General features: G+C 33.3%; 20 protein-coding genes. 13 read left to right on the top strand and 7 right to left on the bottom strand.

The window, feature by feature from the left end; all coding sequences use genetic code 11:
• Position 1 precedes the first annotated feature (1 nt).
• Complete coding sequence (locus ACIQ0M_RS10995) at positions 2-985, bottom strand: metallophosphoesterase (RefSeq protein ID WP_396152182.1); 984 nt, start codon at positions 983-985, stop codon at positions 2-4.
• Positions 986-1,057: 72 nt separating this feature from the next.
• Complete coding sequence (locus tag ACIQ0M_RS10990; protein WP_396152180.1) at positions 1,058-3,886, bottom strand: TonB-dependent receptor; 2,829 nt, start codon at positions 3,884-3,886, stop codon at positions 1,058-1,060.
• Between the two features lie 393 nt (positions 3,887-4,279).
• On the opposite strand from ACIQ0M_RS10990, the gene ACIQ0M_RS10985 reads away from it, so the two are divergent.
• The 7 genes from ACIQ0M_RS10985 to ACIQ0M_RS10955 all read left to right on the top strand — a co-directional run bounded on the left by ACIQ0M_RS10985 (position 4,280) and on the right by ACIQ0M_RS10955 (position 13,556).
• Positions 4,280-4,870 (top strand): hypothetical protein, encoded by a 591-nt coding sequence (locus ACIQ0M_RS10985; RefSeq protein ID WP_396152178.1) that lies wholly within the window; start codon positions 4,280-4,282, stop codon positions 4,868-4,870.
• A 29-nt stretch (positions 4,871-4,899) separates the two neighbouring features.
• The gene (locus ACIQ0M_RS10980; RefSeq protein ID WP_396152176.1) at positions 4,900-6,282 is read left to right on the top strand and encodes a serine hydrolase domain-containing protein; all 1,383 of its coding nucleotides are present in this window, start codon (positions 4,900-4,902) and stop codon (positions 6,280-6,282) included.
• Positions 6,283-7,122: 840 nt separating this feature from the next.
• A complete protein-coding gene (locus tag ACIQ0M_RS10975; protein ID WP_396152174.1) occupies positions 7,123-8,622 on the top strand; it encodes a hypothetical protein in 1,500 nt (499 codons plus the stop codon).
• Between the two features lie 440 nt (positions 8,623-9,062).
• Positions 9,063-9,821: a helix-turn-helix domain-containing protein gene (locus ACIQ0M_RS10970; protein ID WP_396152172.1), complete on the top strand. Its 759-nt coding sequence runs from the start codon at positions 9,063-9,065 to the stop codon at positions 9,819-9,821.
• Positions 9,822-9,878: 57 nt separating this feature from the next.
• A complete protein-coding gene (locus tag ACIQ0M_RS10965) occupies positions 9,879-10,952 on the top strand; it encodes a WD40/YVTN/BNR-like repeat-containing protein (RefSeq protein WP_396152170.1) in 1,074 nt (357 codons plus the stop codon).
• An 11-nt stretch (positions 10,953-10,963) separates the two neighbouring features.
• Positions 10,964-11,227, top strand: coding sequence for a hypothetical protein (locus tag ACIQ0M_RS10960; RefSeq protein WP_396152168.1), 264 nt, complete (start codon positions 10,964-10,966; stop codon positions 11,225-11,227).
• A 664-nt stretch (positions 11,228-11,891) separates the two neighbouring features.
• Entirely contained in the window at positions 11,892-13,556 is a 1,665-nt protein-coding gene (locus ACIQ0M_RS10955; RefSeq protein WP_396152166.1) for a hypothetical protein, read from the top strand.
• Between the two features lie 130 nt (positions 13,557-13,686).
• Here ACIQ0M_RS10955 and ACIQ0M_RS10950 read toward each other — a convergent pair whose 3' ends face one another.
• The 5 genes from ACIQ0M_RS10950 to ACIQ0M_RS10930 form a co-directional block, all read right to left on the bottom strand.
• Positions 13,687-14,217 carry a helix-turn-helix domain-containing protein gene (locus ACIQ0M_RS10950; protein ID WP_396152164.1) on the bottom strand — a complete coding sequence of 177 codons (531 nt, stop codon included), beginning with the start codon at positions 14,215-14,217 and terminating at the stop codon, positions 13,687-13,689.
• 217 nt (positions 14,218-14,434) lie between these two features.
• Positions 14,435-15,091 (bottom strand): response regulator, encoded by a 657-nt coding sequence (locus ACIQ0M_RS10945; protein ID WP_396152162.1) that lies wholly within the window; start codon positions 15,089-15,091, stop codon positions 14,435-14,437.
• Between the two features lies 1 nt (position 15,092).
• Positions 15,093-15,857, bottom strand: a complete 765-nt coding sequence (locus ACIQ0M_RS10940; RefSeq protein WP_396152160.1) for a sensor histidine kinase — start codon at positions 15,855-15,857, stop codon at positions 15,093-15,095.
• A complete protein-coding gene (locus tag ACIQ0M_RS10935; RefSeq protein ID WP_396152158.1) occupies positions 15,850-16,506 on the bottom strand; it encodes a hypothetical protein in 657 nt (218 codons plus the stop codon). Before ACIQ0M_RS10935 ends, ACIQ0M_RS10940 begins: the two co-directional genes overlap by 8 nt.
• Before the next feature lie 5 nt (positions 16,507-16,511).
• Positions 16,512-17,300, bottom strand: a complete 789-nt coding sequence (locus tag ACIQ0M_RS10930; protein ID WP_396152156.1) for a hypothetical protein — start codon at positions 17,298-17,300, stop codon at positions 16,512-16,514.
• Between the two features lie 258 nt (positions 17,301-17,558).
• On the opposite strand from ACIQ0M_RS10930, the gene ACIQ0M_RS10925 reads away from it, so the two are divergent.
• The 6 genes from ACIQ0M_RS10925 to ACIQ0M_RS10900 all read left to right on the top strand — a co-directional run.
• Positions 17,559-17,972, top strand: coding sequence for a hypothetical protein (locus ACIQ0M_RS10925; protein ID WP_396152154.1), 414 nt, complete (start codon positions 17,559-17,561; stop codon positions 17,970-17,972).
• Positions 17,973-17,982: 10 nt separating this feature from the next.
• Complete coding sequence (locus tag ACIQ0M_RS10920; protein ID WP_396152151.1) at positions 17,983-19,017, top strand: M12 family metallopeptidase; 1,035 nt, start codon at positions 17,983-17,985, stop codon at positions 19,015-19,017.
• A 17-nt stretch (positions 19,018-19,034) separates the two neighbouring features.
• The gene (locus ACIQ0M_RS10915; RefSeq protein WP_396152149.1) at positions 19,035-20,681 is read left to right on the top strand and encodes a hypothetical protein; all 1,647 of its coding nucleotides are present in this window, start codon (positions 19,035-19,037) and stop codon (positions 20,679-20,681) included.
• 507 nt (positions 20,682-21,188) lie between these two features.
• Entirely contained in the window at positions 21,189-25,010 is a 3,822-nt protein-coding gene (locus ACIQ0M_RS10910; protein ID WP_396152147.1) for an Eco57I restriction-modification methylase domain-containing protein, read from the top strand.
• A gap of 28 nt (positions 25,011-25,038) precedes the next feature.
• Positions 25,039-25,551 carry a superinfection immunity protein gene (locus ACIQ0M_RS10905; protein ID WP_396152145.1) on the top strand — a complete coding sequence of 171 codons (513 nt, stop codon included), beginning with the start codon at positions 25,039-25,041 and terminating at the stop codon, positions 25,549-25,551.
• Positions 25,552-25,753: 202 nt separating this feature from the next.
• On the top strand, positions 25,754-26,504 hold a 751-nt coding region (locus ACIQ0M_RS10900; protein WP_396152144.1), incomplete at its 3' end, for a hypothetical protein.

Raw genomic sequence — 26,504 nt, 5'->3', positions numbered from 1 at the left:
TTTATTTAGATAATTCGGTTGTGTAAACAATTTTTCCAAAGGCATTGACAAGCTGCACCAACATCTTCGTTTCGGTAACCGAAAAAGTCATAAAACCGGGTTCGGAAACTGCAAATAGTGTCCCTTCTCGATTTCCGGTAGGTCTAACTTCGCAACCGGCACCGGATAAAAATTGGGTTGTATAGCGATTTTTGGGTTTGATGACCTGTAAATCATGTTCGTGTCCACACAAATAGGCATCTACTTTGTATTGATCAAAAAGTGAAGCAAATTTATCTTCCATGTTTTTAGTGTCTTTACTGTTCTTCCTTTTTCCTCCGGAATACATAGGGTGATGTCCGATAACAATCTTCCATTTAATACTTTTGTCATTGGTATCCAACGTCTCAATAAGCCATTTTTTTTGAGCAGTCGTATCTTGTCGTTTGACGTTTTCCTCCATTTGCTCTCCTTTGGAATAATAACTGTCGATAAACGGATTGGTATCCATAAACACCAATAACATTTTATCACCATTATCCAATTCTATCGTTTTTTTGTAAAACAAACTGGGCAAATGCCAACGTCTGCTAATTTTGGAATAATCCAATTGAGCTTGAATATTGCCATTGTAATCGTGATTCCCCAACGTAATAAACCAATCCTCGTGTAATTGATGACTCGCATAAATATCTTCAAAAGAAGCTTTCCATTGCAAATCGTGTGTGCTTTGCACCCCATTGGGATAAAAGTTATCGCCTACCGAAACGACAAAATCCGAATCTAGCGTCGCTGCGGCTTTAGTCATTTGAGTGGCTACCTCTTTTTGATAATAATCACCATGTCGGCCAAAATCACCAATAACCAAAAAATTTACACTTTTATCAACCAGCTTTAATTCGGGGATAAACCCTCTTTTATAGTCGGATTTTTCTTCGGCTAAATACTTCTGAGCAATAGAAAATTCTACAACTAGAAGAAGTAATATAATGATGCTTTTTTTCATTATTGATGTAAATTAAAAAAATGTTGACAGGGTTTTACCCCTGTCAAACACTTTCAGAATAATTAACCTGTCTTATAAATCAAATTTCAATCCTAAATTGTATCGGGCTTGGTAATATTCCATTTGCATGGTTCTTGATGAAATACCTTGATAATAACGTAACGGTTGATTGGTTAAATTATTGGCTTCTGCAAAAATTCTCAAACGTGGTGTAATTTTGTAGGACGCATTAGCATCTAAAAACAACTGTTTATCATAGTATCGATCATCAAAAGCTTCCCCACCCAATTCATCCAAATAATCAGAGGTGTAATTTAATGAAATTCGGGCAGAAAATTTATTGTTTTCCCAAGATAATGAACTGTTAAACATGTGAGGGGCTGTCCCGGGAAGCGTAACATCGGTTCTGGCTTCACCATCGGAATTGGTAATTCCTTTTGCATCAGACTCGGTAAATGTATAATTCAAATAAAGACCCAATCCCTTAAAGAATTTACCGGGAATAAAATCCAATTGACGTTGAAAAGCAACTTCAAAACCATAAACATTTACTTGATCCCCGTTACGTTGTTGAGTTAGCGACCAGTTACCCGGATTTTCAGTGGGTATAGGGTTCACTTGTCCAGGAAAATCAGAAGCAAATTTAGCATTCGTATACTGATTATCACGGTAAGTATAAATAAAATCATTCAAGTTTTTATAGAATACACCACCGGATAATAAACCAACTGACTTGTAGTACTTCTCCACCATTAAGTCCACATTATAAGCATAAGTAGCCTTTAAATTAGGGTTACCGGCATCAATAGCTGAATCATCATCAGGAATAACACTGATGAACGGAGATAATGCAAAATAATTAGGGCGAGCAATGGAAGTAGTAAATGCTGCACGATAAACCCAATCTTTATTCCCATTGTATTTAAAAGCGATACTTGGCAATACGTTTGTGTAGGAATTAGTATTATTAATTTCGCCTACTAATTCTTCTTCATCTAAAATGTAGTTAGCGGTGTAATCAATATATGTGTTTTCAACACGTAACCCTGCAATCATAGATAATCGATCATCAAAATCCTGATCCCAACGAATATAACCGGCATAAATATTTTCTTTTGCTTCATAATTAGAAGCTAAGTATTCCGAAGGTACGGCTTCACTTTCAAATAAATCGGTATTGTTTAAATTTAAACCGCCTAAAAAAGAGTTGCTCACAAAGTTTCCGGGAATGTATTTTGAACCCGCTTGCCAATCTTCTCCTCCATAAAATGAGTTGGGAATGGTATTTAAATTCCCAAATTCTGAAATAGGACTGTATTCAAACCAAATGTTATCGCGATTTTTATCCTTGATCCTTAAACGAGCTCCAAATCGTAATCTTCCTTTTTGATCTTGAATGACGGAAAAAGGTATTCTAAAATTTAATTTCGCCCCTAACTCACTTTCTTCAGTATAATCTTGATTTTGGGTTAATTCTCTAAATTCAAAATCTTCAGTTGTATTATCTCCAACTGCTGTGATTAATGGAAAACGTGGGTCTACTAAATCCATTGTCATGTCCAACCCACGATTTTGATACTCAATATAACGTTCGTTAGGTCGGTCTTCGCTTGCTTGAGCATAGTTCACAGACCAATCCATGGCCAATTTCGACGTTAACAAATGTTCACCCCCAATCGAGTAGTTTTGAACTGTTTGTCTTTCTAAACGGCGGTTTTTGTTTTTACTGTCATCAATTCCACCCTTAGTTTGTCTTCTTACATCACCTTCAAAACCAATAATATCATCATTGGCATCATAAATTGGATCAATACCACGGTAACGGGCACGGTAACGGTTCTCCAAATCATCTCTGAAATTATAAATAGCATTCAAATAGATACTGTTATTTTCATTAAACTTATAATCCGTAGCAAATGAAAAAGAATTTCTAATGCGTCGTACATCATACTTTCTAACATCATATTCCTCAATATACACTTGATCTTTTTCTCCTCTCACCCAAACGGCTTCCACGTTATCAGAACCAAAATCGTTGTTATTGTATGAAGCACTAAAAACAATTCCCAATTTATTTTTGAAAAAACGGTTTCCGTATACAAATCCTGCGGTGTAATTTCCCTTTTCACGAATTGGACCATATCCTCCTGCTAACGTTCCTGAAATACGTTCACCATTCGGTGTGGCACGCGTAATTAAATTAACAGAACCCCCTATTGCATCGGCATCCATATCCGAAGTAAGCGTTTTGTTTACCTCGATAGTCGAAATCATATCCGCCGGAATCAAATCCATTTGCACATTACGGTTATCTCCTTCTGCGGATGGAATTCTATCTCCATTTAAGGTCACCGAATTTAAACTGGGAGCCAAACCACGAATGATAATATTTCTTGCTTCCCCTTGGTCATTTTGCATCGTAATACCCGGAACGCGTTTTAGAGCATCCCCAATGTTTGCATCCGGAAAACGACCTACTTGGTCAGAAGAAATTACATTCGTAATGTTTTGATTGCTTTTTTGTTTATTGATTGCTTTGGCTTGTCCTCTTAAACGGTCACCCAAAACCACAACCTCCGAAAGTTCCTCTGAACCGGGTAGTAAAACAAAATTAATAGAAGTATTTTTACCGGCTTCTACCGTTACATCTTTCGTTTGTTTTTGATAGCCGATATAGGTCACTTCGATTTGATAAGTTCCTTCCGGTACGTTTAAAAATTCAAAATCACCATTTTGATTGGAAATAGTGTATTTATTTCCAACATTAAGTTTGATAGTAGCTCCCGGAAGTGAAAAATTCCCCTCGGTTTCTGTTATTTTTCCGGAAATAACTCCGCTTTGCTGTGCAATAGCTACAATATTGCCAGCAATAAGTAGTACAAGTAAAAGTAATTTTTTCATCATAATGGTAGTGTTGTTTATATCCTGCAATACTACTCATTGTTAAAAAACGGTGTGTTAATCAAAAATTATTAAAACAAAATTAAAAGTTAACTTTTCAATTCTTTTGTTAATGGAATGTTAGGAAATTTTTCGGAGAAATTATGTAATTGATTACATGATTTGAGAAGGTATCAAAAGTGAATTTATATGTCAAATAAAATTGTATATTTATAAATCTGTAAGGCTTTACAAAGAGATAATCATTCGTTTAATTATTTACTTTCTCTTTACATAGCTGATTTTGCAAAAGAAATGTGCTAAATACACTTTAAAAAAGTAGCGTTGAAAGAGACAAACGACTAAGGATTGAACTAATTTAGCCGGAAAATTTAAAAACAAGCAAACAAAATAATGAAACATTTTTTTCTTTTTATATTACTTTTTGGAGTGTGTTTAACCAATGCACAACAAAAAATACTGCAAGGTAATTTTAAAAACTTAAAAGGGATTACTTCGTATATGGTAACTTTTGACTATTCCGGTATGCGGGTGGAGGGTTTTGATTCGGAAGAAGATTACCTAAATGAAAAAATGGAAAAAAGAGTCCATAAAGAGGGAGAAGCAGAAAAATTCAAATTGGATTGGTATGCCGATCGTTCCGCTAAATATGAACCCAAATTTATCGAGTACCTCAACAAGCGTTTTGAAAATGGCAAAATCACCTTTGGGAAAGACATTCAGGCAAAACATACCCTGCATGTAAAAACCACTTGGATTTATCCAGGATACAATGTAGTAGCCGGCACCGAACCTGCAAAAATCAGTGCTATCATTACCATCATGGAAACGGATAATCCAACACAAATTCTACTACAGGTTGAATTTAGTAAATCAATTGGCTTAGAGGTGGGCACCTTTGATTTTGATCAAGGCGACCGGATAGCAAAAGCGTATGAAAAACTAGCCAAAAATATGGCCATGCAATTAAAACGTGTACTGTAGAGCAATAAATAAACTTTAAATAACTTCCCATGAAAAAAATAACGCTCCTTTTTATTTTAACTTTTCCTCTCTTTACTATCGCTCAAAAAAGTAAAAGCGAACGTTTCGACAGTTTATTTACCGCTCTTCACCAAAAAAAAGCGTTTAACGGCAATGTTTTAATCGCCGAAAGAGGAAACATTCTCTTCGAAAAAAGCTATGGTCTAGCCAACGAAGACAGCAAACAAAAGCTCAATACTCAAACTGTATTTGAATTAGCTTCGGTTTCTAAGCAGTTCACGGCAATGGGAATTGTGTTATTGGCAAAACAAGGAAAATTGAATTACGACGACAAAATGTCAAAATTTATCCCGGAATTAGGTTTTTATGGTGATATCACCATTCGCCAATTGTTACACCATACCGCAGGACTTCCCGATTATATGGAATTATTTGAACAACATTGGGACAAAACTAAATTTGCGGTGAATCAAGATATTGTTAATCTGATGGCAATGCACAAACCGGCAGTACTTTTTCAACCCAATGAAAAATATGAATATAGCAATACCGGCTATGCATTACTGGGACTAATTATTGAAAAAGCATCCAAAAAATCCTTTGCCAACTATTTAAAAGATAACATTTTTACTCCCTTAAAAATGAAAAATACCTTGGTATACAGAAGTCGTTATGCTCCTCAAAAAATAGATAATTATGCTTTGGGTTATGTTTCTGACAGCTTAGGAAGAAAAGTGTTGACGGATAGTTTCGGGAAATCATTTTATACGTATTACCTTGATGGAATTGTTGGAGATGGAATGGTAAATTCCACGCTTGGTGATCTACTCCTATGGGACAGAGCTTTATATACCGACAAATTGGTTAATTCTACTGATAAATCACTCCTTTTTACTTCTGTAAAAACCACAGATGGAAATGAAACGAACTATGGTTTTGGTTGGGCGATTAAACAAGACGAAAAATATGGTAAAATCGTAAATCATTCCGGTAGTTGGGCCGGTTATATTACTTTTATCGAAAGACATTTGGATCATGATAAAACGATAATACTTTTGCAGAATAATGAAACAGTTTTAACGGTAATACCTGTGAGTGATGTGAGGAAGATTCTTTATAATGAAAAAATCGAAACCCTTTCCTTGAAGGCTGTAACTTTGAAATCAGAAGACTTAGACCAGTATTTGGGAGTTTATGCCAGCGATGGGTTTCCCTTAAAACTTACTATATTTAAAAACGAAAACACATTAATGACACAAGCCACCGGTCAAGGAGCCATACCCATGACGGCTTATGAAAACCATACATTTACCTTTGACCCTGCCAATATTAAACTTGTTTTTAACCCCGAAGAAAAGACAGTTCATTTAAAGCAGGGAAATATGGAAGTGTTGTTTAAATTGGAACAGTAGACTTATTTTTAGATTACTACTGATTAAAACGTATCATATATGATTCCAATTCTTATGCCTATATTAATTTTGTAAAATAATGCATCGCCTTTGTGTCATAGCTAGAAAATTGAATAACAATTAAAATTTGTAAAAACCATCTATATAATTCATAAGATTGTTTAGAGAAAAGAAATATTTTAATTAGTTGCCGTTAAGATTTACATAAATAACTAAGCTTCAATCTAGGATATGTAATTTGTATTCCTTGTGATTTATGCAATCTGCTAATAATAAAATGGATGAAAAATCCAACACTTTAAATTAATACCGTCATTTGTATTTAGAATACTAGGCTCGATTAAAAAAATGTTTGAATCACATCGTCGTGAGTGCCTATCATAAAAGTTTAATATTTTTTTTAACAACAATAGATACAATTCTTAATCCTGATTAAACCAATCTAAACCTGTAAAGTACTGTAATTCCATTTATTTACGAAGTTATTAAAATGAATTAAAAGAATACAACATAAATTTTCTACATCTTTTAAAAATTTTCTTTGATTTGAATTTTTTAATAATTCTATTTAAAAGAGTTTTCGCTCTTTTTAAAAAAAAATTTGTGGTAGGTTTCTAAGGGATAAAAAAAATAAGAAAAATATTTTCTAATTCTCTTCGACTTCAATCAAATGAATCATTTATCTTTTATTCATTAAAATAGAAAGTCTTAATCGCTTCATTCAATCCCAATTGGATTAACAAGTGTTAAAAAGCATATTTCAATAATTATCACTTGCACAATCCAATTCAGTATTACTATATTTACAACTTAAATAAATTCGTCATAATTATTCAAGTCATGAAAAAAATCTTTTGCTTAATCCTTTTTGTCTCGCTCCAACTGGCAAATGCTCAAGGAAATACCCAATTAAAAGTTACTGAAAGTGCCGTTTTTAAAGATGAAATTTCGGTAGACATGGGCGTGTTGGCAATTCATACTACGTCCAGTGGTAAAACCGGCCTGATACGAGCCAACAAAAAGAACTTTTTGGTCGATGTTTTTGACAAACAATTAAATAAACTGACTTCTAAAGTTATTGAGAGTGATAAAAAGGAAAGCTTTGACGGCTATGTGAGTTATGGCGACGAGATTAAATACATTACGGTGATGTCTCCCAGTAAACGGGAACGAATTGTGTACTGCAATACGTTTAATATAGAAAACAATACCCACGCTAAAAAACAGCTTTTTACAGCCGATGTTGAAAAAGGAGGCTTGTTTACCGGTCGAAATAAACGTGGAACCAATGTAGCGATTTCACCCAATGGGAAATACATTGCCATTGCAACAGACAACATTAAAAAGAATTTAAACTCCTATAAAGTACATGTGTTTGATTCGGAGACATTAGCTCTGGTTTTTGAAAAATCGTATCAAGAAGATGCGGATAATTATTTTGAACCCAATGATCTATTTGTCGATGACAATGCGACTGTATATCCTTTAGGAAAACTATTTTTGAAGGGAAAATCAGAAAAAAAAGAAGGCGATGCGAATTACGAATTTATTTTAAATAAAATTTCTAAAGACAACTACAAAAGTCTTAAAATCAGCTTAGAGGAAGAACTTTTCATTTCTTCACTCGCCATTAATTATTATGAAAACAAGTTAAATTTAGTCGGGTTTTATTCCAACGAAAGAGCCGGAAATATCAAAGGGGGATGTAATTTTGAAATCAATACCGCCTCCTTATCTGTTTCTTCAAAAAAGAACACGGTTTTGCCAAAAGATGTGTACGACGACTTATACGGCGATGCCAAAGCGGAACGACACGACAAAAAGAAAAAAGAACTCAACTCGTTTTATGTAGATTACATCATCCGAGATAACAATGGAAACACCTTTTTGTTAGCGGAGGAGTTCTATATTACAACCACCTACGTAGCCACCGGAATGAATGGTGGCGGCTATTGGACAACCAATTATCACTATGACGATATTTTGATTTTAAAATTTGATAAAACCGGAGCTATCAATTGGGGAAGAAGTATTTTTAAAAGAGCGAGCTCACCCTCATATAATGCCTTTTTGAAAGACGATAAACTCCACGTGATTTTAAATTCGGGGAAAAACCTAACCGAGAAAAAAGACGGTCGTACAAAGGTTTCCAAAGGTTGGTTCGAATCCAGTGCTCTTTATGATTTTACCTATTCGGTAAACGGTGAAGTGGAATACAATAAAATTCAAGATAACAAAGGCAATAACTATTACCTTCCTTTTTATGGCACTTTTAACAACGACCTGTTTATTATGATGAGTGACGGAATGAGAAAAAAACAATTTATGTTGTTGGAATAATTATAACCCTCGAAGGGTTTTGAAACCTTCGAGGGTTATTTGACTGTATTTCGCTTTTATATTACTATCATTTCAAAACGATTGAAACAGTCCAATTTCCTCTCTGTAAAACCTCTTGCTGAAACACAAATAAATTATTCCGGTGAAAACAACAAGTAATTAAACAAGTTGGAATTGATCTTTTGACTTGATTTTTTAACACTCTTCCCTAACAAATTGAAAACAAGTCGATTTGCACCTGACAAGATGAAATGATGAAGAAATGTTGTTACCATTACCGGCTCCATTGTAACAAATTTAAAACTTTGCTTACTAATCTTAAAAAATGAATAGCAAAATTGTTTACCAACCAAACGATACTCTCCGACAATTCAGGTAACGAACTTCGTTTTTCGAGCGTAAGTAAGTTCAATGACAAGGTGCATTTTAAAAACTTTTCGGTGAAATACGTAATCGAAGGGGAGGAAAACTATTCGATTAATCAAAAAAGATACTGCGTCAAAAAGGGTGAATTTGTGGTGGGCAATCAACACTCATTTTCATCGATTCTGATTGATAGCCCCCATCCGGTTAAAGGAATTTGCATTGATATTTCCGAACAAAAGCTACTCGAAATCATTCATTATCATTTGGATGATAGTGTGCCGTTTGAAAGCTATCTGTTTACGGATGAATTACTAAACAAAAAATTTCAGGCCAATAACACTTCTTTAGGCGTTAAGCTTGACCAATTGGGAAAAAAAATTCAATCTGCATTGGAACCACCGGTTTTATCGGCAAATGATTTGTTCTACTCCTTAGCAGACAGTATAGTTGCGGATCAAATGCAAATTTACAGTCAATATTCCAAACTCAAATTTTGCAAACAAGAGACCAATAAACGTTTGTTTTCATTTATTATGGAAGTCACTCACCACATTGATGCTCATTTTACGGAAAAAATGCAATTAGTTGACTTAGCCAAAAGTGCTTCTCTTTCCGAATATCATTTCATTAGGCTCTTTAAAAGTGTGAATGGTGTTACACCTCACCAGTATGTTATTAAAAAAAGACTAGCTTTTTCTAAGTTACTCCTGTCCGACAACTGCTCTGTGAGTGAAGCGTCCTTTCAATCGGGCTTTAGTGATGTGTATTCCTTTAGCAAATCGTTTAAAGCGGCGTACGGCTATTCTCCTAATTTATTCAAAAAATCAAATTAGCAATTTTTGACAAAAACATTATTTGGTTGAGTTTTAATTTTACCAAAAAATTAAACGATGACACGAATAGTGGTTGCTTTGACACTTATAGTCTTGATAGTTGTTTCCTCCTTAACTGCTCAAGCTCAGACCTGGACAAAATTGAATACGGAGGCCTACCCCGGTAAGCAAGACGACATTACATTTGTAGATGAAAATACAGGTTGGTATGTGAATGGATTAGGAAGCATTTATCACACCAACGATGGCGGTTTAACATGGGAAAAACAACTGGAAAAAAAGGGTTCTTTTTTTAGAACCATTGCTTTTGTGGACAAAAATGTTGGTTTTGTGGGTACAGTAGGCACCGATTATTTTCCTAATGTAACCGATACTATCCCTCTGTATGGAACCAAAGACGGAGGTAAAACCTGGCAACCGGTTTCCTATAAAGGTCCTTATGTGAAAGGCTTGTGTGCAATTGATATAGTAAAAGAAGAATTTATCAATCACGGAAAACTAGACACCAAAACGCATCTTTTTGCAGTAGGAAGAGTAGGAACCCCGGCCAACCTCATGATTTCGCACGATGGAGGAGCTACTTGGACATCGCAAAGCATGAGCAAGGATTGTCAAATGCTTTTTGATATTAAGATGTTTAACAAAAATGTGGGGATTGTTTGTGCGGCAACACACGCGGATATTGCTCAATCCAACGCTCTTATTTTAAAAACAGTGGATGGAGGTAAAACCTGGAAAAAAGTATATCAATCAACAAGACCTTATGAAACAACGTGGAAAGCCTCGTTTCCAACTGAAAAAGTGGGTTATGTAACCATACAATCCTATCATCCTGATCCTACCGTAAAGCAACAAAGAGTGGCTAAAACAGTAGATGGAGGTGCAACTTGGACGGAAATTAATTTAGTGGAAGAAGCCGGTGCAAGGGAATTTGGCATAGGCTTTATCAATGAAAATCATGGATTTGTGGGCACCTTAAACAGTGGATTTGAAACAAAAGACGGCGGTGCCACTTGGTCTAAGATGGATTTGGGTAGGGCGTGCAATAAAATAAGAATTTATCAAACAAAGGAAGGAAAAACCTATGGTTATGCCATCGGATTGAATGTGTTTAAGTTGTCCAAATTCTAAAGAACATAATCATGGAAAAAACGGATTCATCCATAAGTAGAAAATTCAACATTGCTCTATATTCGTTGTTTATACTGTTGGCTCTCTATCAAAGTTTGTATTCAAAAGTTTATGTTGATGCGGCCTCCTCTTTGGCCATTGCCCTAATTTTTGACCCATTTAATCCGCAACAACCCTGGAAAGAACGACCAAAATGGCAACGCATTTGGCTTATCATTCATTTGGCCACAGCTGCTGCATTATTGGGGTTTGGAATTGGATTTAATGAACGTTAGGGTTCGTTTTAAACCATCCCGTTCTTTTAATCCTCGACTTCTATTGGAACTTGGTAAAAACCATCAAAAATAAATAACAAAGTTAGGTAACCTGTAGAGGATATTTATCTTAAACTATACGGATGCTATTGTGGTAATGAACTGAACTACAATAGCATTCGTATATTTTTTTATATAATAATGAGGAAGTAATTTTTCACTCACTATTGACAAATCAAGTTGTTACATCAGTAACCCCATCATTCTCCTCAAACATGTCTTTTAGATAAAGAAAATGGGCTCTTCACAGCTAATACTATAAGGTATTTTGAATTGTATTGAGTTACTTTCGGCCTACCTTATCCTCTCACTCAACAACCTTTTTCCATTTGTAAAATTTTTATTAAGAGCAAAATACCCATTTGTAGGGATTTTTAAAATAATCTTTTATATGACATTTGATTTGTCAAAAATTAAAAAGTGTCATCTGTGTTATAAATGACTTTTAAAAAAATCATTTCCTTGGTTTAACAAAAAGAATGAGAAATCAGTAACACAATCATTTTAAAAAAAAATTATCAAATAAGACTACATACAAAAAGGAGAATATCTGAAAATCCAAAATAGAGTAAGACTGGGAAGCCGAAAACTGATTAGAGTAGGTAAATTTAAAATAAATTTTAAAATGGATAATTTAAAAGAACTTGAGTTAAAATTTAAGAACATTCATCTTCTTAATCGAGAAGACAGAATTGCATTAACCAGAAAATTAGAGCTAATAAGACCTGATTTTTTAAAACCATATTATCCGAAATGGTGGTGGTGGAAAAGATGCGATGTAAGAGTTTTAATAGTAACAGATGGCGGTTTAAATTTTGGGACAGGAGCAGGAGGCTTATCTGAATTTCTAACCATTTTCAATCGATTACAAGCAACCACGTGGAACAATTACCAAATTACACTTGGCCATAGAGGTAGTTCAGTTCCAAGTACAAATAGTTTAGTAGTTAGTCAAATCAATAATTTTAATTTTCAAACAAGTGTTACATTAAATACTTTTGACCAAGTATGGCTTTTTGGAATTAATTCGGGTTCAGGTTTATCGGCCACAGAATTACCCATAATGGAAAATTACATGAATGGCGGCGGCGGTGTTTTTGCAACAGGTGATCATGGTAGCTTAGGTTCTGCTTTGTGTGGTAATATTCCAAGAGTAAAAGATATGCGTTTTTGGACTGATTTACCTTCTGATATTACAGACCAAAATGCAGCGATGAGAGGTGCATTTAGAAATGACACTAACCGTCCGAGTTCCGGTTCAACCTCGATGTTTTTTGATAATCAGTCGGATAGTATTCCACAAGTAATTGCACCCAGAATATTTTCAGGCGGACTACCTCATCCTTTATTGTCAATTAGCCCATCCATCAGACCCTCTGCAATAATTGACGTTATGCCTGATCATCCTCATGAAGGCGAGTGTAAACCGGAAAGAACATTTTCAGTTAATGGAGTAGCTGTTACTTCTCAAAATATAGCCACTTCATTTGTATTAAGTGGAAGTACCATTAATAACGGAAACGGAGGTAAAACGCCTACAATAGCTCACTCCTTTCCATCTATAGGAGTGTGGGATGGTAGATTAGCAAATGTAGGACGAATTGTTGTAGATTCTACTTGGCATCATTTTGTTAATATTAATTTAAATGGAGAAGGTTCTCAAGGGTCAGGATTTTCAAATGATGATTTGGCTGGAAGACAAACCGGTTTAAATGCAAATGATTACACTGCCATAAAACAATACTTTATGAACATTGCCACGTGGATGACAAGAAGAAAACCATATTTTTGTTGGAGAAGATTTATTTGGATTGAGTTGCTGAGAAATTCTCAACTTATTGAAGCAAGTTTGAATAACCCGATTGAAAAAATTGAAAAAATTAAATTGGCTGATTTAGCAAGTATAGGTTCTCTTGCAGATGAAATTTTATCTTCAAAATATTCACCTGCTTTTTCAAGAGAATTCATGCTTGATTGTATGGAAAATCAAAATCAGGAATTTTCTTCTATGCTAAATAATTGGAATCCAAAAAGTGAAAATGATGATAAATCAGATAATTATTATGAACCTTGGATTAATTTTGATTTGATGTTATATACCTCAATTGGTGCAGGATTTATTGCATTAAGAGATGATAAAAACATTTCAAGTGATCAAATTAGTGAAAAAGATTTGGATAGAATTTCAGAGGTGTTTGCCAAAGGAATGTCATATGGTTTAGATAAATCAGTACAAAATTTTGGTCTAAACTTAAAAGGACTTACTAAAAGTACAAAGTTTAAACTTTAAGTAAGTTGACAATCAAATTTAAAGCAATAAAATCCCTACTTCTAGGGATTTTTTTTGTGATTATATTTCGAAATTTAAAGAAACAACAAACTTAAAAATAAAACCTTAAAAAATTACTACACCTGCTCTGTTATGAGTCCTTTTGCATAAAATTTTCTAACAGCTGTTGCTCCGCTTGTAACACTTCCTTCTTTAATTGCAATTTAGTTAAGGTTATTAAACCACTTTTAGCAAGTGCCGATGTTGCTTTCATTTTAAATAGTTTGGCTACCAGGTTATCTTGAAGACCCTTATCGGTCGATTGCATTTCTAAAAAAGCCACGAGCTGCATTGACTTTAAAATAGCGTGTTGCTTTCTCTCCAAGGCATTTATCTTTTTATCTAGCATCAATTGTTGGTGCTTATTTACGATAATCAAATCTTGCAAAACCTTTTTCCTTTGTTCCTCTCGCTCTTTCAAGACAGCGTTGCTTGTTGTTAATTGTAATGGATTTTTTTGAATAAAGGCGAGCATCTGTGCCAACTGTTCTTTGGCAGCAACCGGCAAATCACGTTGGCCTATTTCATACATGGATAGTTGGCTTCGGCTCACGCGAAGCAACAATGCCAAATCATTTTGAGTAAGCCCAAATTGATCGCTTATTTTTTCAATCTTCTTCATCTTTTGTGGCAATTTTATATCGAAAAATTTTTTGCCACGCTTCTTGTGGCAATTTTTTCAAATCAACAATTTTGCCACAATTTTTTGGAGTATAAAAAATATCGCTCACTAAAGGAGAGCGATGACAGAGGTGTTAAGAAATGTGGTTTCAGTAGTTTTATAAGGATTATTTAATTTTTACAAATAAGGTAATCTAACTTTCAGCATTTAAATTCTTTTAGAGAAATGGTTCTGTTAACTTATATTTAAAAGAAAAAAGCACTAAACCTACCTTTGATTTGATGTTGTATTTTTCGAACAAAGCGGTGCGGTAAGCTTCAATTGATTTAACGGATACGTTCATGATACTTGCCATCTGATCGTAAGTGTACTCTGCCTCGTTGCAGACCAATTGCAAAAAATGTATTTCTCTTGGTGTTAAGACAATCTCTATTGATTGTGTTTTTGGTGTAGGGTCAAAATGGCGAATTCGCTTGAGTATATCGGTAATGTTATTAAAACCAATGTTGATGATGTTATCGATGGCATATTTCAGTTCATTGGCTGAACAATTTTTATGCAAAAAACCCCTTGCTCCATGATGAAAAGCTAAATTAATAATATCTTCTTCAAAATGTTGGGTGAGTAAAAGCACCTTATATTCGGTATCTTTATCTTCGAGAGCTTTTAGTACCTCAATCCCGTTCATGTTGGGCATCGAATAGTCTAAAATATACATGTCAGGAGGTGGTTGTAAGGGTAATGCTTGTAAAAAATCTTCTCCGTTATCAAATTCATGAATCACATCGTAGGTGTTCATTTTTTGAAGCAATTCTTTTAAACCGTGTCGCACAATGGCGTGGTCGTCGATTATGCAGAGTGTTGTTTTCGCCATCCTATTTTTTGTTTTCCGAAAGACAAATTTGAGTGCCTTCGCCCGGTGTTGATTGAATTGTTAGGTCGTAATCCAGTATCGATGCTCTGTTTTTCATGTTAAATAATCCCAGCGATTGGGTGTTACTCGGTTGGGCGTTATCAAACCCTTTTCCATTATCCTGAATGGTCATGCTAAAATAGTCTGAAGCGGTAATGCTGATTTTTATTTCAGTTGCCTTAGCGTGTTTAAGGGCATTGTTGATTATTTCTTGAAATATACGATAAATTACAATTTTTTCATTGGTGGTAAACGCTTTTCGGATCGGTTCGTCCACTTGCAGTTGAAAATTAATTTTGGGATTCTTTTGCAAGCGTTCGACTTCAGTAGAAATAGCTTTGATGATGTCTTGTTGCATGAGCAACTGGTTATTGAGCGAGTGACTGATAGTGCGAATGGACTGAGACAAGTTTCCCACCGATTGCGACAAAGGTTCTAACTGAGCATTTAACTCCGGCTTATCGAGTTTAAGGTTTTCGAGTTGAAAGTTGATATAGGTCAATTGTTGCCCGGCATCGTCATGTAATTCTTGCGAAATGTTGTTGAGTACTTGCTCCTGGGTTTCGATAATGGCGGTATTTAACTCTTTTTGAAAGTTAAGTTCTTTTTGGTTGTGTTGTTTTATTTTTTTGATGTAAAGTTTGACTAAGGCAAGGCAAAATAAAAAGATTAAGCAAGTTAATGCAATGGATAAGAGAATACCTAATGCAATTTTAAAATTATTCATTTCTAATGTGTTTTTTTTCTAAAAATATGTAGATTAGTATCATGGCATAATAGGAAACATTGACAAAGTTGGTGACTAATTCAAATAAATTGTAATTTGAGAGAATGATTGTTTGGGTTATTTCTCTGCTAACAAATCCGAACATTTGACCAAATCCAAAAAATAATAGTAATGGCGAAAGAAGCAGTAGATAATTATTGGAGACTATAAACTCTATGTTTTCATTTTTGAGTTGTGTAAAACTTTCATATGCTACTAACCCGATATATATAAATGAACCTACAACAGCAGTGTAATAATTAAAGCTTTTTGTTCCTTGTAGCCATATGAAGTTAATTATTACAAAGCACAAAAAAAGTAGTGCCACTGTAATTGTTTCCTTTTTTTTTATTTGATTTTTATACAGAATAGCTAACCATCCCAAGCAAAACAATGGAAAACTAATGGAATATAATCTACCGATGTAGTTTTGCTGTTTTGTATACAATAATAATAAAGTTGTAATTTCGTTTAGTGAAGAAATTGAAACAATTAATAGCAGTAATTTGTGATTTGTATTCTTAGGATTTAAAAATATAAAACCGATAATTGTGGTCAAAAAGACCATTGCCATCACCGGTTTTATATTTTCAAAAAGAAATTGTAGCACTAGTTTTAAAGAAATTTATAACTCCATGGTTTTCCCGGATCAGTTGAAAAGTTATAATACTCTTTGAAAGTTTTAGTATCTCTATTAAACTCAACTTTAAAGGCAACTACAGCTTTTCCTTCAGGATTTTTAGTACTAACAAATGTGAATTCTATTTCTCTCTCATTAATTGTTATGTTTAATTCTTTTTCGATTCTTTTTTTTATGCTTCTAAAAAAAGGAATACTGTAACTGCCTTCATCAATTTGATTTATATCATATATAAATCTGGGACTACTACCAAAAATGGTGAAAAAATTTAAATAACCTTCATAACCAATACTGTCAAAATTTTCATTAGGAGTTAATATTCTGATTGAAAGATTTGACATACTCTTTAAATCTTCATAATTTATTAATCTTCGTTTAGATTCGTTTTCAATATTATTTATAAAGATGGTATTAGTAACTATATGAGCTTTTTCAATATGTTTATAAGAATCTTCAAAACAAATATACTTTGAATTATCTTTTAACCATTTTCCTACCAATTTGCCATCGGTTGAACTAAGTTTGTTTAAATCTAAAATAACATTGTCCTCACAAGCAATACCTGCACCAGTATTATCGCTATGATAAAAATTTCTGTTCTCATTTTCCCAAGAAATTAAATCTCTATTTTTTGCGACCAAATCTTTTGAAACTACTATTAAGTTTGGTTCGTCATTTTCTTTGAGGAGGTACAAAGCAGTTAAGGTTATCAATCCTGCTCCAACTAATCCAAATAATCCTGTTTTTAAAGTTGCTGTTTTCATTGTTTTCTGTTTTAGGTTTGAGTTACAAATATCAAAACTCAAAAAATCGTCTAGTATAGGCAAAACCCTAATTGCTCTCCTTTTTTACCCTATCGTTGATTTCAAAAGCTAAAATAGGTATTTTTCTTAATAAAACGTTATAAGTTATGGATTTTCAATAGACTAGGTAAAAACCTATTTATAATTAGTTTAAAAGCTAGTGTTGGGGTGATGGTGATGGGGTAGTTTTGGAGTAAGAAATTTATAAAACATCTCATTATGGCAAGAGAAATTAAATCCGCAAAAGAAATTGCACTTCAAAATGAAACAGGAACACCAAATCCCTACAAAGAACGATTAGTGAAATTAATTCCATCAGAGATCGTAGCAGCCTATTTAACCTTGTACGGACTGATTATTGGTTCATCAACCAATAATCCAGGAGAAAAAAACGCACTGGCTTTATGGATTATTATTGGAATCTTATTAGTAATAACTCCTTTTTACTTAAAAAAAATATCAGGAGTTAATAAAAAAGAACAAATTTTATTTTCTACCGTCGGTTTTTTTATTTGGGCTTTAGCAACTTGTTCGCCCTACGATGAAAAAATATTGGAATTACCTTTTGATATTGTGATTTCAATTGTATTGATACTTTACACCTTACTAATCCCTTTATTTTATAAAGGTTAATACTCAAATTATGAAAAATAAATTATTAAAAAAAGTCTATTGTAAGCAACCCATTGTCAAGCCTACAAAATTTTCATCAACTATCTCTGAAGAAAGAAAAAGTTTTATTCTCTCCGGCAATAAAAAATGGGTTAATGGTACGGATATAAAGTACTTTTTTACAGGAGGGGCTGAAGAGCAAAGAAAAGTAGTTCGAGATGCTTTTGCTCTCTGGAAAAAATTAGGAATAGGTATTTCATTCAGTGAAGTCAATTCAATTGAAGCTTCAATCTGTAGAATTGGATTTGATCTTACTAATGGATCATGGTCATATGTTGGTAGAGATAATTTAACCATATCCATCACAAAGAATACTATGAATTTTGGTTGGGATTTAACTCAGAATAGTTATGGTATGACGACTGCCCTTCATGAAATAGGTCATTTACTTGGTTTTCAACATGAGCATCAGAGTCCATTTTCCGGTATTGAATGGAATACTATTGCTGTTTATAGAGCATTTCGAGGAAGTCCTAATTTCTGGTCAAAAAAAACTGTTGACCATAATATTTTAAACAAAATGCCCCCTAATCAGGTTATTGGATCTTCTTGGGATCCAAAGTCTATCATGCAATACGAATTTGATGCCGGATTAATATTAAATCCAGAACCCTACAACAACGGTCTTTTTCCACCAGGTATTTTGTCTGAAAATGATATTCAAGGGATGAGAAAAATTTATCCGATTTTAACTACCAATAGTATACAAATTCAAAAAGACAGTCCTGTAGCAATTAATGCCCAATCCGGTTTTCAAGAAGATTTTGAATTTGAACCAGAAGTGACTAAAAAATACACTTTTGAAACTAACGGTACTTTAGACACTGTTATGGTAATATGGGAAATTGATGGAGCTGAGAAACATTACTTGAGCGGTGATGATGATACCGGTACTGATGCAAATGCTAAAATTATATTGCCTTTAATTAAAGGCAGAAAGTATTTGGTTAATGTTCGAGTGGTTTATGCCGCAAATAATCAAAGAGGAACGCTAACAATAAGTTAAAATAAAAAACATTAATTATGAAAACAAAAAAATATTACTTACTCATTCTATTGATTACTGCAACACTCTCTGCTCAAAATAAAGATTGTTCAGAAATACCCACGCCCATAAACACAAATAGTTGCAACTGTGATTGCTATGACTTGGTTTATGATTTTAAATGTAAACAATTTTTGGATGGACAAGGTAATGTTATTAAAAACATTAATGACATTAAAGTTAAATATAAAGAAGGATTTCGTTTTAAAATTATCAACATCAACAAATACTTGTACACCTCAACTGTGTCTTATGAAGACATACTATTTACGAGCGATACTCCTGCTATTTTTGAATTAATATTTTTAGGAAAAAAATTAAATCTAGATGAAGCACTTTCTAACATTGATAAATCAAATTTTAATCCCATTACTAATAAAGAAATGTCTGAATTGTCAATTTCAAAAGATTTTGATTCTCTTAAAAATGAAGAAACTGCCTTAAAAGAAAAACTAGAAACTTTTAAAAATAAAATTGATTCATTAACTGAAAATTTTTTAAAAGCATACTCTCTTTGTTTGCCAGATGTAAAATGTTGTGAAGAAAAGAGAGACCTTAAAAAATTTCAAACTTTACACAAAGAATTAAATGAGCTGAATCTTGAATACAATATATTGATTTCAAAAATAACAAGTACTAGTGCTATTTTAGAGGAAAAATTAGAGGTTTTAAAAGAATCACTCAAAACAACAAAACAGAAGATCAAAATTGAAAATGAAATAAATGATCTCAATACAACTATTTCTAATCTATTTGTGTTAAGAACTAAAATTGAAAGTTATGGGACACTCATTGAAACTATTACTGAAGAAAAAATTATTGATTTAGTTCACTTTCAAAACAACTTTATAAGTCAAAATTTTGAATATATATATCCAACCATTTTTCCTACCGGAAATCAATTGAAACTTACTGTTGATATAAATCCAAACTCCAGTGATAAAATAAAAAAATGGTTAACAATGCCCTTGAGTGCTGAACAATTTGCTATTGACTTACGTGTAAAAAATAGATGGTTTTATAGTTTTAGTACCGGACCATTTTTATCTATAGGTTCAAGTTTTAGGCCTGAAACTTATGGCTGGCAAAAACAACCCACTGACAACACTATTAATGAAGAGTCAAAATATAAATTAGTAGCTACCGGTAGAGAAGGATTGCCCGTTGGTATTGCTGCATTAGCTAATCTTGGAACTAAATTTTCTGATTTTTACGGATTAGGTTTTTCAGTAGGAGCCGGTGCTTCAATAGCAGACAAAACCAACATTGCTTATTTTGCCGGAATTACACAATTTTTTGGTCAAAACCAACAACTCAACTTAACGCTTGGAATAAGTATATTGCAGACTAAAGAACTAAAATCTGCATTGTATCCTGACATTGGAAATACTTTATATGATACTCCATTAGATTTAGAATATAGTAAAAAATTCAAAACAGGTTTTTTTGTATCTCTTACTTATTCTGTTTTCAATTCAACAAATATTAAAACTACAACTACAAAAAAAGAGGAAGATAAAAAATCAACAGATAAAAAAGATGCTATTGTTGTTGAAGATGAAACTGATGAAGAAAATAAAATTAATTTAAAAAAAGCAAAAAAAATAATTATATATCAAGATTAATATTCATAATTCCAATCCTTTGATTCCCATATATTACTCTTAATTTAATTCTCGTTAAGAAATAAAGTTAATTTATATAACTTTACTAATGGCGAGGATTTTTTTATTTAAACAGCAATTATTTTGTTTTTAAGGTTTGGTAGATTTGGGGGTATTTGATGATTTGAACTCACTTTAATTCTCGCAATAAAAATCATTTTTTAATTTTTTTGCGAGGATTTTTTTTGTGAAGATTGGGACGGTGGGGACATTGGGGACAATTGGGACATTGGGGACTTAAAAGGCTCAGTTATTTTCTTTTTTTTACTACTTTTTTCCTATATTAGCCATTCCAAAAACAAAAACCTATCCTTAGGTGGGTGAACTCCTTTGACAATTTTTACAGAATACGGGAATCCGTAAAAAGGGTATTGCCTTTTCGTTTTATTTTGCATAAACGAAAGGTGATGCTCGTTGAATTGAATTTTTTACAGAATTACTTATATTTGAGAAATAAACAAAACATACATGCTCCTGGAACCTCGCAAAGCCCTCAATAAAGCGTTTTTAAAAATAAAACCCAACCGCACCGGGATTGAATTGTTTAAAAGCAATTTAATTACCTTGTTAAACCATGCCGGTAAAGAACGGGAAGAGTTTCACAAAAACTTAATTTCCGATTTTTTAAAGAATACCTATTATTCACCCCACTTCTTTATCAATACCAAAGACAGTAAAGATTTAGTCATTCACACCGGAAAAGACGCCAAAAGTGCCGTTGGGGTGATTATTGAAGCGAAAAGTCCGAGTAATAAGGCGGAGATGATTTCCAAAAACAACCTCAACAGTAAAGCGTTGCAGGAATTGGTGCTCTACTTTTTGCGGGAACGCATTTTGCACAAAAACCTTGAAATCAAACATTTGGTGGCGACCAACCTGAACGAGTGGTTTATTTTTGACGGGCAATTGTTTGACAAATTATTTGCTCAAAACAAAGCGTTTGTCAAACAATTTCAAGACTTTGAAAGTGGAAATCTTTCGGTGACTTCTACTGATTTCTTTTATCGGGAAATGGCAAAACCGTTTATTGAAACGGTGGTGGACAAACTGGAATACACCTATTTTGATTTGGCTACCTACGACAAAATTCTTCGCAACGACGACAAAACCGACGATGCCAAACTCATCGTTCTATATAAATTGCTTTCGCCGGAGCATTTGCTTAAACTTTCGTTTGCCAATGACAGCAACTCGTTGGACAAAAACTTTTATAACGAATTGTTGCATTTGATTGGCTTAACCGAAACAAAAGAAGGCGGCAAAAAACTCATCGAACGGCCCAAAGCCGGACTGCGACAAGCGGGGTCATTGTTGGAAAATACGATTCATCAGTTGGACAGTTTGGATAAGATTAACCGACTGCCCAATGCCAAACAATATGGCGATACGTATGACGAACGCCTGTTTACGGTAGCCTTGGAACTGTGTATCACGTGGGTGAACCGTATTTTGTTTTTGAAACTGCTCGAAGCCCAATTGATCAGTTACCACAAAGGCGACAAAACGTATGCGTTTTTGCATGCCGGCTTGTTGCATGATTACGATAACCTGAACGCGTTATTTTTCATGGTCTTGGCCAAAAAACCGGAGGAACGCAACGAACGCGTGAAAACACTCTTTGCCCAAGTGCCGTATTTGAACAGTTCGCTGTTTGAACCCACCGAGTTGGAACACCAAACCTTGTTTATTTCGGGGTTGGAAGACCATGTTCCGCTGCCCTATTTGAGTGCTACGGTGATTAAAGATGCAAATGGCAAAAAGAAAACCGGTGCCGAAGATGCGTTGAACTATTTCTTCTCGTTTTTGGATGCCTATGATTTTGCGAGTGAAGGCAGCGAAGACATTCAGGAAGACAACAAAACCTTGATTAACGCCTCGGTGTTGGGCTTGATTTTTGAAAAAATAAACGGCTACAAAGACGGTTCGTTTTACACGCCCGGTTTCATTACGATGTATATGTGTAAAGAAACCATCCGACGGGCGGTGCTGCAAAAGTTTAACGAAGTAAAAGGTTGGGATTGTACCAATTTTGTTGCCTTGTACAACCAAGATTTTACCGAAAAAGAAGCCAATTCCATCATCAACAGCATTAAAATATGTGACCCGGCGGTGGGTTCTGGACATTTTTTGGTATCGGCGTTGAATGAGATGATTGCGATTAAACACGATTTAGGCGTGCTGGTGGACAAAGAAGGTAAAAAACTCAAAGGCTACCAGATTGACATTGTGAATGACGAATTGATGGTGACCGATGAAGACGGACTGCCGTTTGTGTATAACCCCAACAACAAAGAAAGCCAACGCATACAAGAAACCTTGTTTCACGAAAAGCAGACGATTATTGAAAACTGTTTGTTTGGCGTGGACATTAACCCGAACTCGGTGAAGATTTGCCGTTTGCGGTTGTGGATTGAGTTGTTGAAGAATGCTTATTATAGAGAGAATAGAGAAAAGAAAATAGAAAATAGACAGGGCGGTTTAGAAAATAGAGAAAAGAATATAGAGAATAGACAGAGCGGTTTAGGGTTTAGGGAGTTGGAGACGTTGCCGAACATTGACATTAACATTAAATGCGGGAACTCGTTGATTAGCCGTTTTGGGTTGGAGGCTGATTTGAAGAAAGCCTTGAAGCAGAGCAAGTGGAACATGGAGAGTTATAAGTTGGCGGTGGCCACGTACCGCAATGCGGAGAACAAGGAGCAAAAGCGGGAAATGGAGCAATTGATTGCCGACATTAAAGGGAATTTTAGGAGTGAGATTGGCATTAACGACCCGAAAAAGCTGAAGTTAGAAAAGCTGAAAGGCGAATTGTTTAACTACACCCAGCAAGTAGGATTGTTTGAACGCAGCAAGAAAGAAGAAGCCGAGTGGAACAAAAAAGTAAACACGCTGAGTGCCGACGTAAAACAATTGGAAACCGAACTGGAAGAAATCAAAAGTAACAAGATATATGAAAATGCGTTTGAGTGGCGGTTTGAGTTTCCGGAGGTGCTGAATGACCTAGGGGATTTTGTGGGTTTTGATGTGGTGATTGGGAATCCGCCGTATGTTCAACTTCAAAGTATGAAAGAAATGTCTAAGCAATATGAAAAGCTTAACTATCAGACATATTCCAGTATGGGTGATTTATATGCCCTATTTTATGAAAAAGGAAATGATATTTTAAAGCAAGAAGGATTACTTTGTTTTATTACCGGAAGTGCATGGATGCGAGCAAATTATGGTAAACAATTAAGAGATTATTTGAAAAATAAAACTAAAATAATTGACTTAATTGATTTTTCTGATTGTGAAATTTTTGATAGTGCTACAATATTAACAAACGTAATAACTTTAAAAAAATCCAATGAAAAAAATAAAATTAAAGTTATTCGATTTACTAGAAAAGACCAAAACAAACTAGTAGACTTAGAGAAAATATTTAATAGTGAATATATTGAAATTAATGAATTTCCAGAAACCTCATGGATTATAAAAGAAAAATTAAGTTTCGATATAAAAAGCAAAATTGAAAATCAAGGAACTAAGTTAATTGATTGGAAAATTAAAATAAATAGAGGTATTATTACTGGCTTTAATGAAGCATTTATTATTGATTCTGAAACAAAAAATGAATTAGTAAAAAAAGATTTTAAAAATGAAGAATTATTAAAACCATTACTCAGAGGTAGAGATATTAAGAAATATTACCATGACTATCAAAATCTTTGGTTGATAAATGTACATAATGGAATTAAAGAAAAAGGAATCAAGCCTATTGAAATTAACGATTATCCCACTATAAAGGACTACTTAGACTTATATTGGGATAAATTAAAAATTAGATTTGATCAAGGAAACACACCTTATAATTTGAGAAATTGTGCTTATTTAGAAGAATTTGAATATCCAAAAATCATTTATTCTGATATTTCAAAATTGATGCCCTTTACATTGGACAAAGAAAAATATTATACTAATGATAGGTGTTTTTTTATAACTGGTTCTGATATTGAATATCTGGTTTGTCTATTAAATTCGAAACTATTTAAATTTTGTTTTGAAAGTGATTTTCCTGAATTACAAGGTAACTCTAAAAAAATGATTAAAGTTGTTTTTGAACAGATACCGTTAAAATATATTTCAGTAAAAGACCAACAGCCTTTCATCACCAAAGTCGATGAAATCTTAGCTATAAAGCAGTCCAACCCTACTGCGGACACGAGTGCGTTAGAGCGGGAGATTGATTTTATGGTGTATGGGTTGTATGGGTTGAGTGAGGGGGAAATCAATATAGTAGAGAATAGTTAAGGGAAAATAAATTTAAAAAAATAGAAATATGAATGAATACATTGCAGGTTTAGGTTTTTTAACCATCCTTATTATCATTTTACTTTACTTTTTACCAACAATAATTGCATTTTACAGAGGAAAATCAAATTGGTTAGCCATTATGTTGGTAAATATTTTTTTTGGTTGGTCATTTATTGGTTGGTTTGTTGCTTTAATTTGGGCGGTAACAAAAGATGTGGAAAGGCAATCGGTTGTCATTAACAATACCGTTTCGTCTGAACGTACGAGTAATCATCTTTCTTCGCCAATGTATCATAATGAACCCATTAACACTTCATCAAATGGTAAAAGTTTAAATGATTTATACCGTGAACGATTAAGTAACAAAGAACCATTTCATCAACCGATAGCAAGTTCAAATGAAAATGTTCCGCTTCAAAATAATACCAATCAGTTGGATAAAATTAATCATCTCAAAGAACTAAAAGCATTACTTGATAGTGGTATCCTCACACAAGAAGAATTTGAAAAAGAAAAAAATAAAATTTTAAATGCGTAACCAAATATACAAACACGAGTGCGTTAGAGCGGGAGATTGATTTTATGGTGTATGGGTTGTATGGGTTGAGTGAGGAGGAGATCAAAATCGTGGAAGAATCGTGATTTGGAAATTGAATCTCTTGATTTTGATTCACGAACACCAAAAAAACAATATTAAAAAGTGAGTAGATTGGGATTGTTGAGTAATAATAAATAAAAAAATGATTTTAGATAAAGTATTTTTTTTGTGTTTAACAATTGTAGTAATTGAAATATATAATGAGTTTAGAATAAATAATTATGGAAGAATATTTGATAGATTTTTTTATCTATTTAATGTTAGAAACATATTTAATTCTATAAAGATTTCTTCTTTTTTATCTTTTTTAATCATATTTTTTTTTGAAGACATACCATATATAAAGGATTTATATTTTACTATAGAAAAAACTGGTATTCTAGAAGTAAATTATATCCCAATGATTGTTTTTACTTTATCTATAATTATTTTCAGATATGAGCGATTAAAAACAGAATTTGGATATAGTTATACTACGAATAGCAGTGTAATTATAAATTTAAAATATATTATTTTTAGATTAGTTTCATTTTTATTTGTTTTTTACATATTTAAATATGTTTTCACAGGTATTTATCAGTTAGACAAGTACTTTCTAGAAAATAATATGAGTGTGTTTGATTGGTATTCTAACGAATTAATTAACAATAATTTATTATTTAAAAAAGGTGTTTATTTTTCTTTTGTTATTGTAATATCTTTCTTTTTTATAATTAATAATGGATTTTTAAAAATAAATTCAAATTATGGTGAAGAAAAGAACATTAAACTTGATTTTATTAAATATTTATTTGTTTCGTTTATTCTTTGTATTGGTCTATTTTTAAGTACATATTCAATTTTTAATGCTTTTTATTCAATTAATAATTCTAGTCTTAAGGATTTTATATCTT

Origin of the sequence: Flavobacterium sp. (genome assembly GCF_044339515.1) — a bacterium.
Taxonomy (GTDB): domain Bacteria; phylum Bacteroidota; class Bacteroidia; order Flavobacteriales; family Flavobacteriaceae; genus Flavobacterium.
This window is presented reverse-complemented; position numbering and strand designations above follow the sequence as displayed.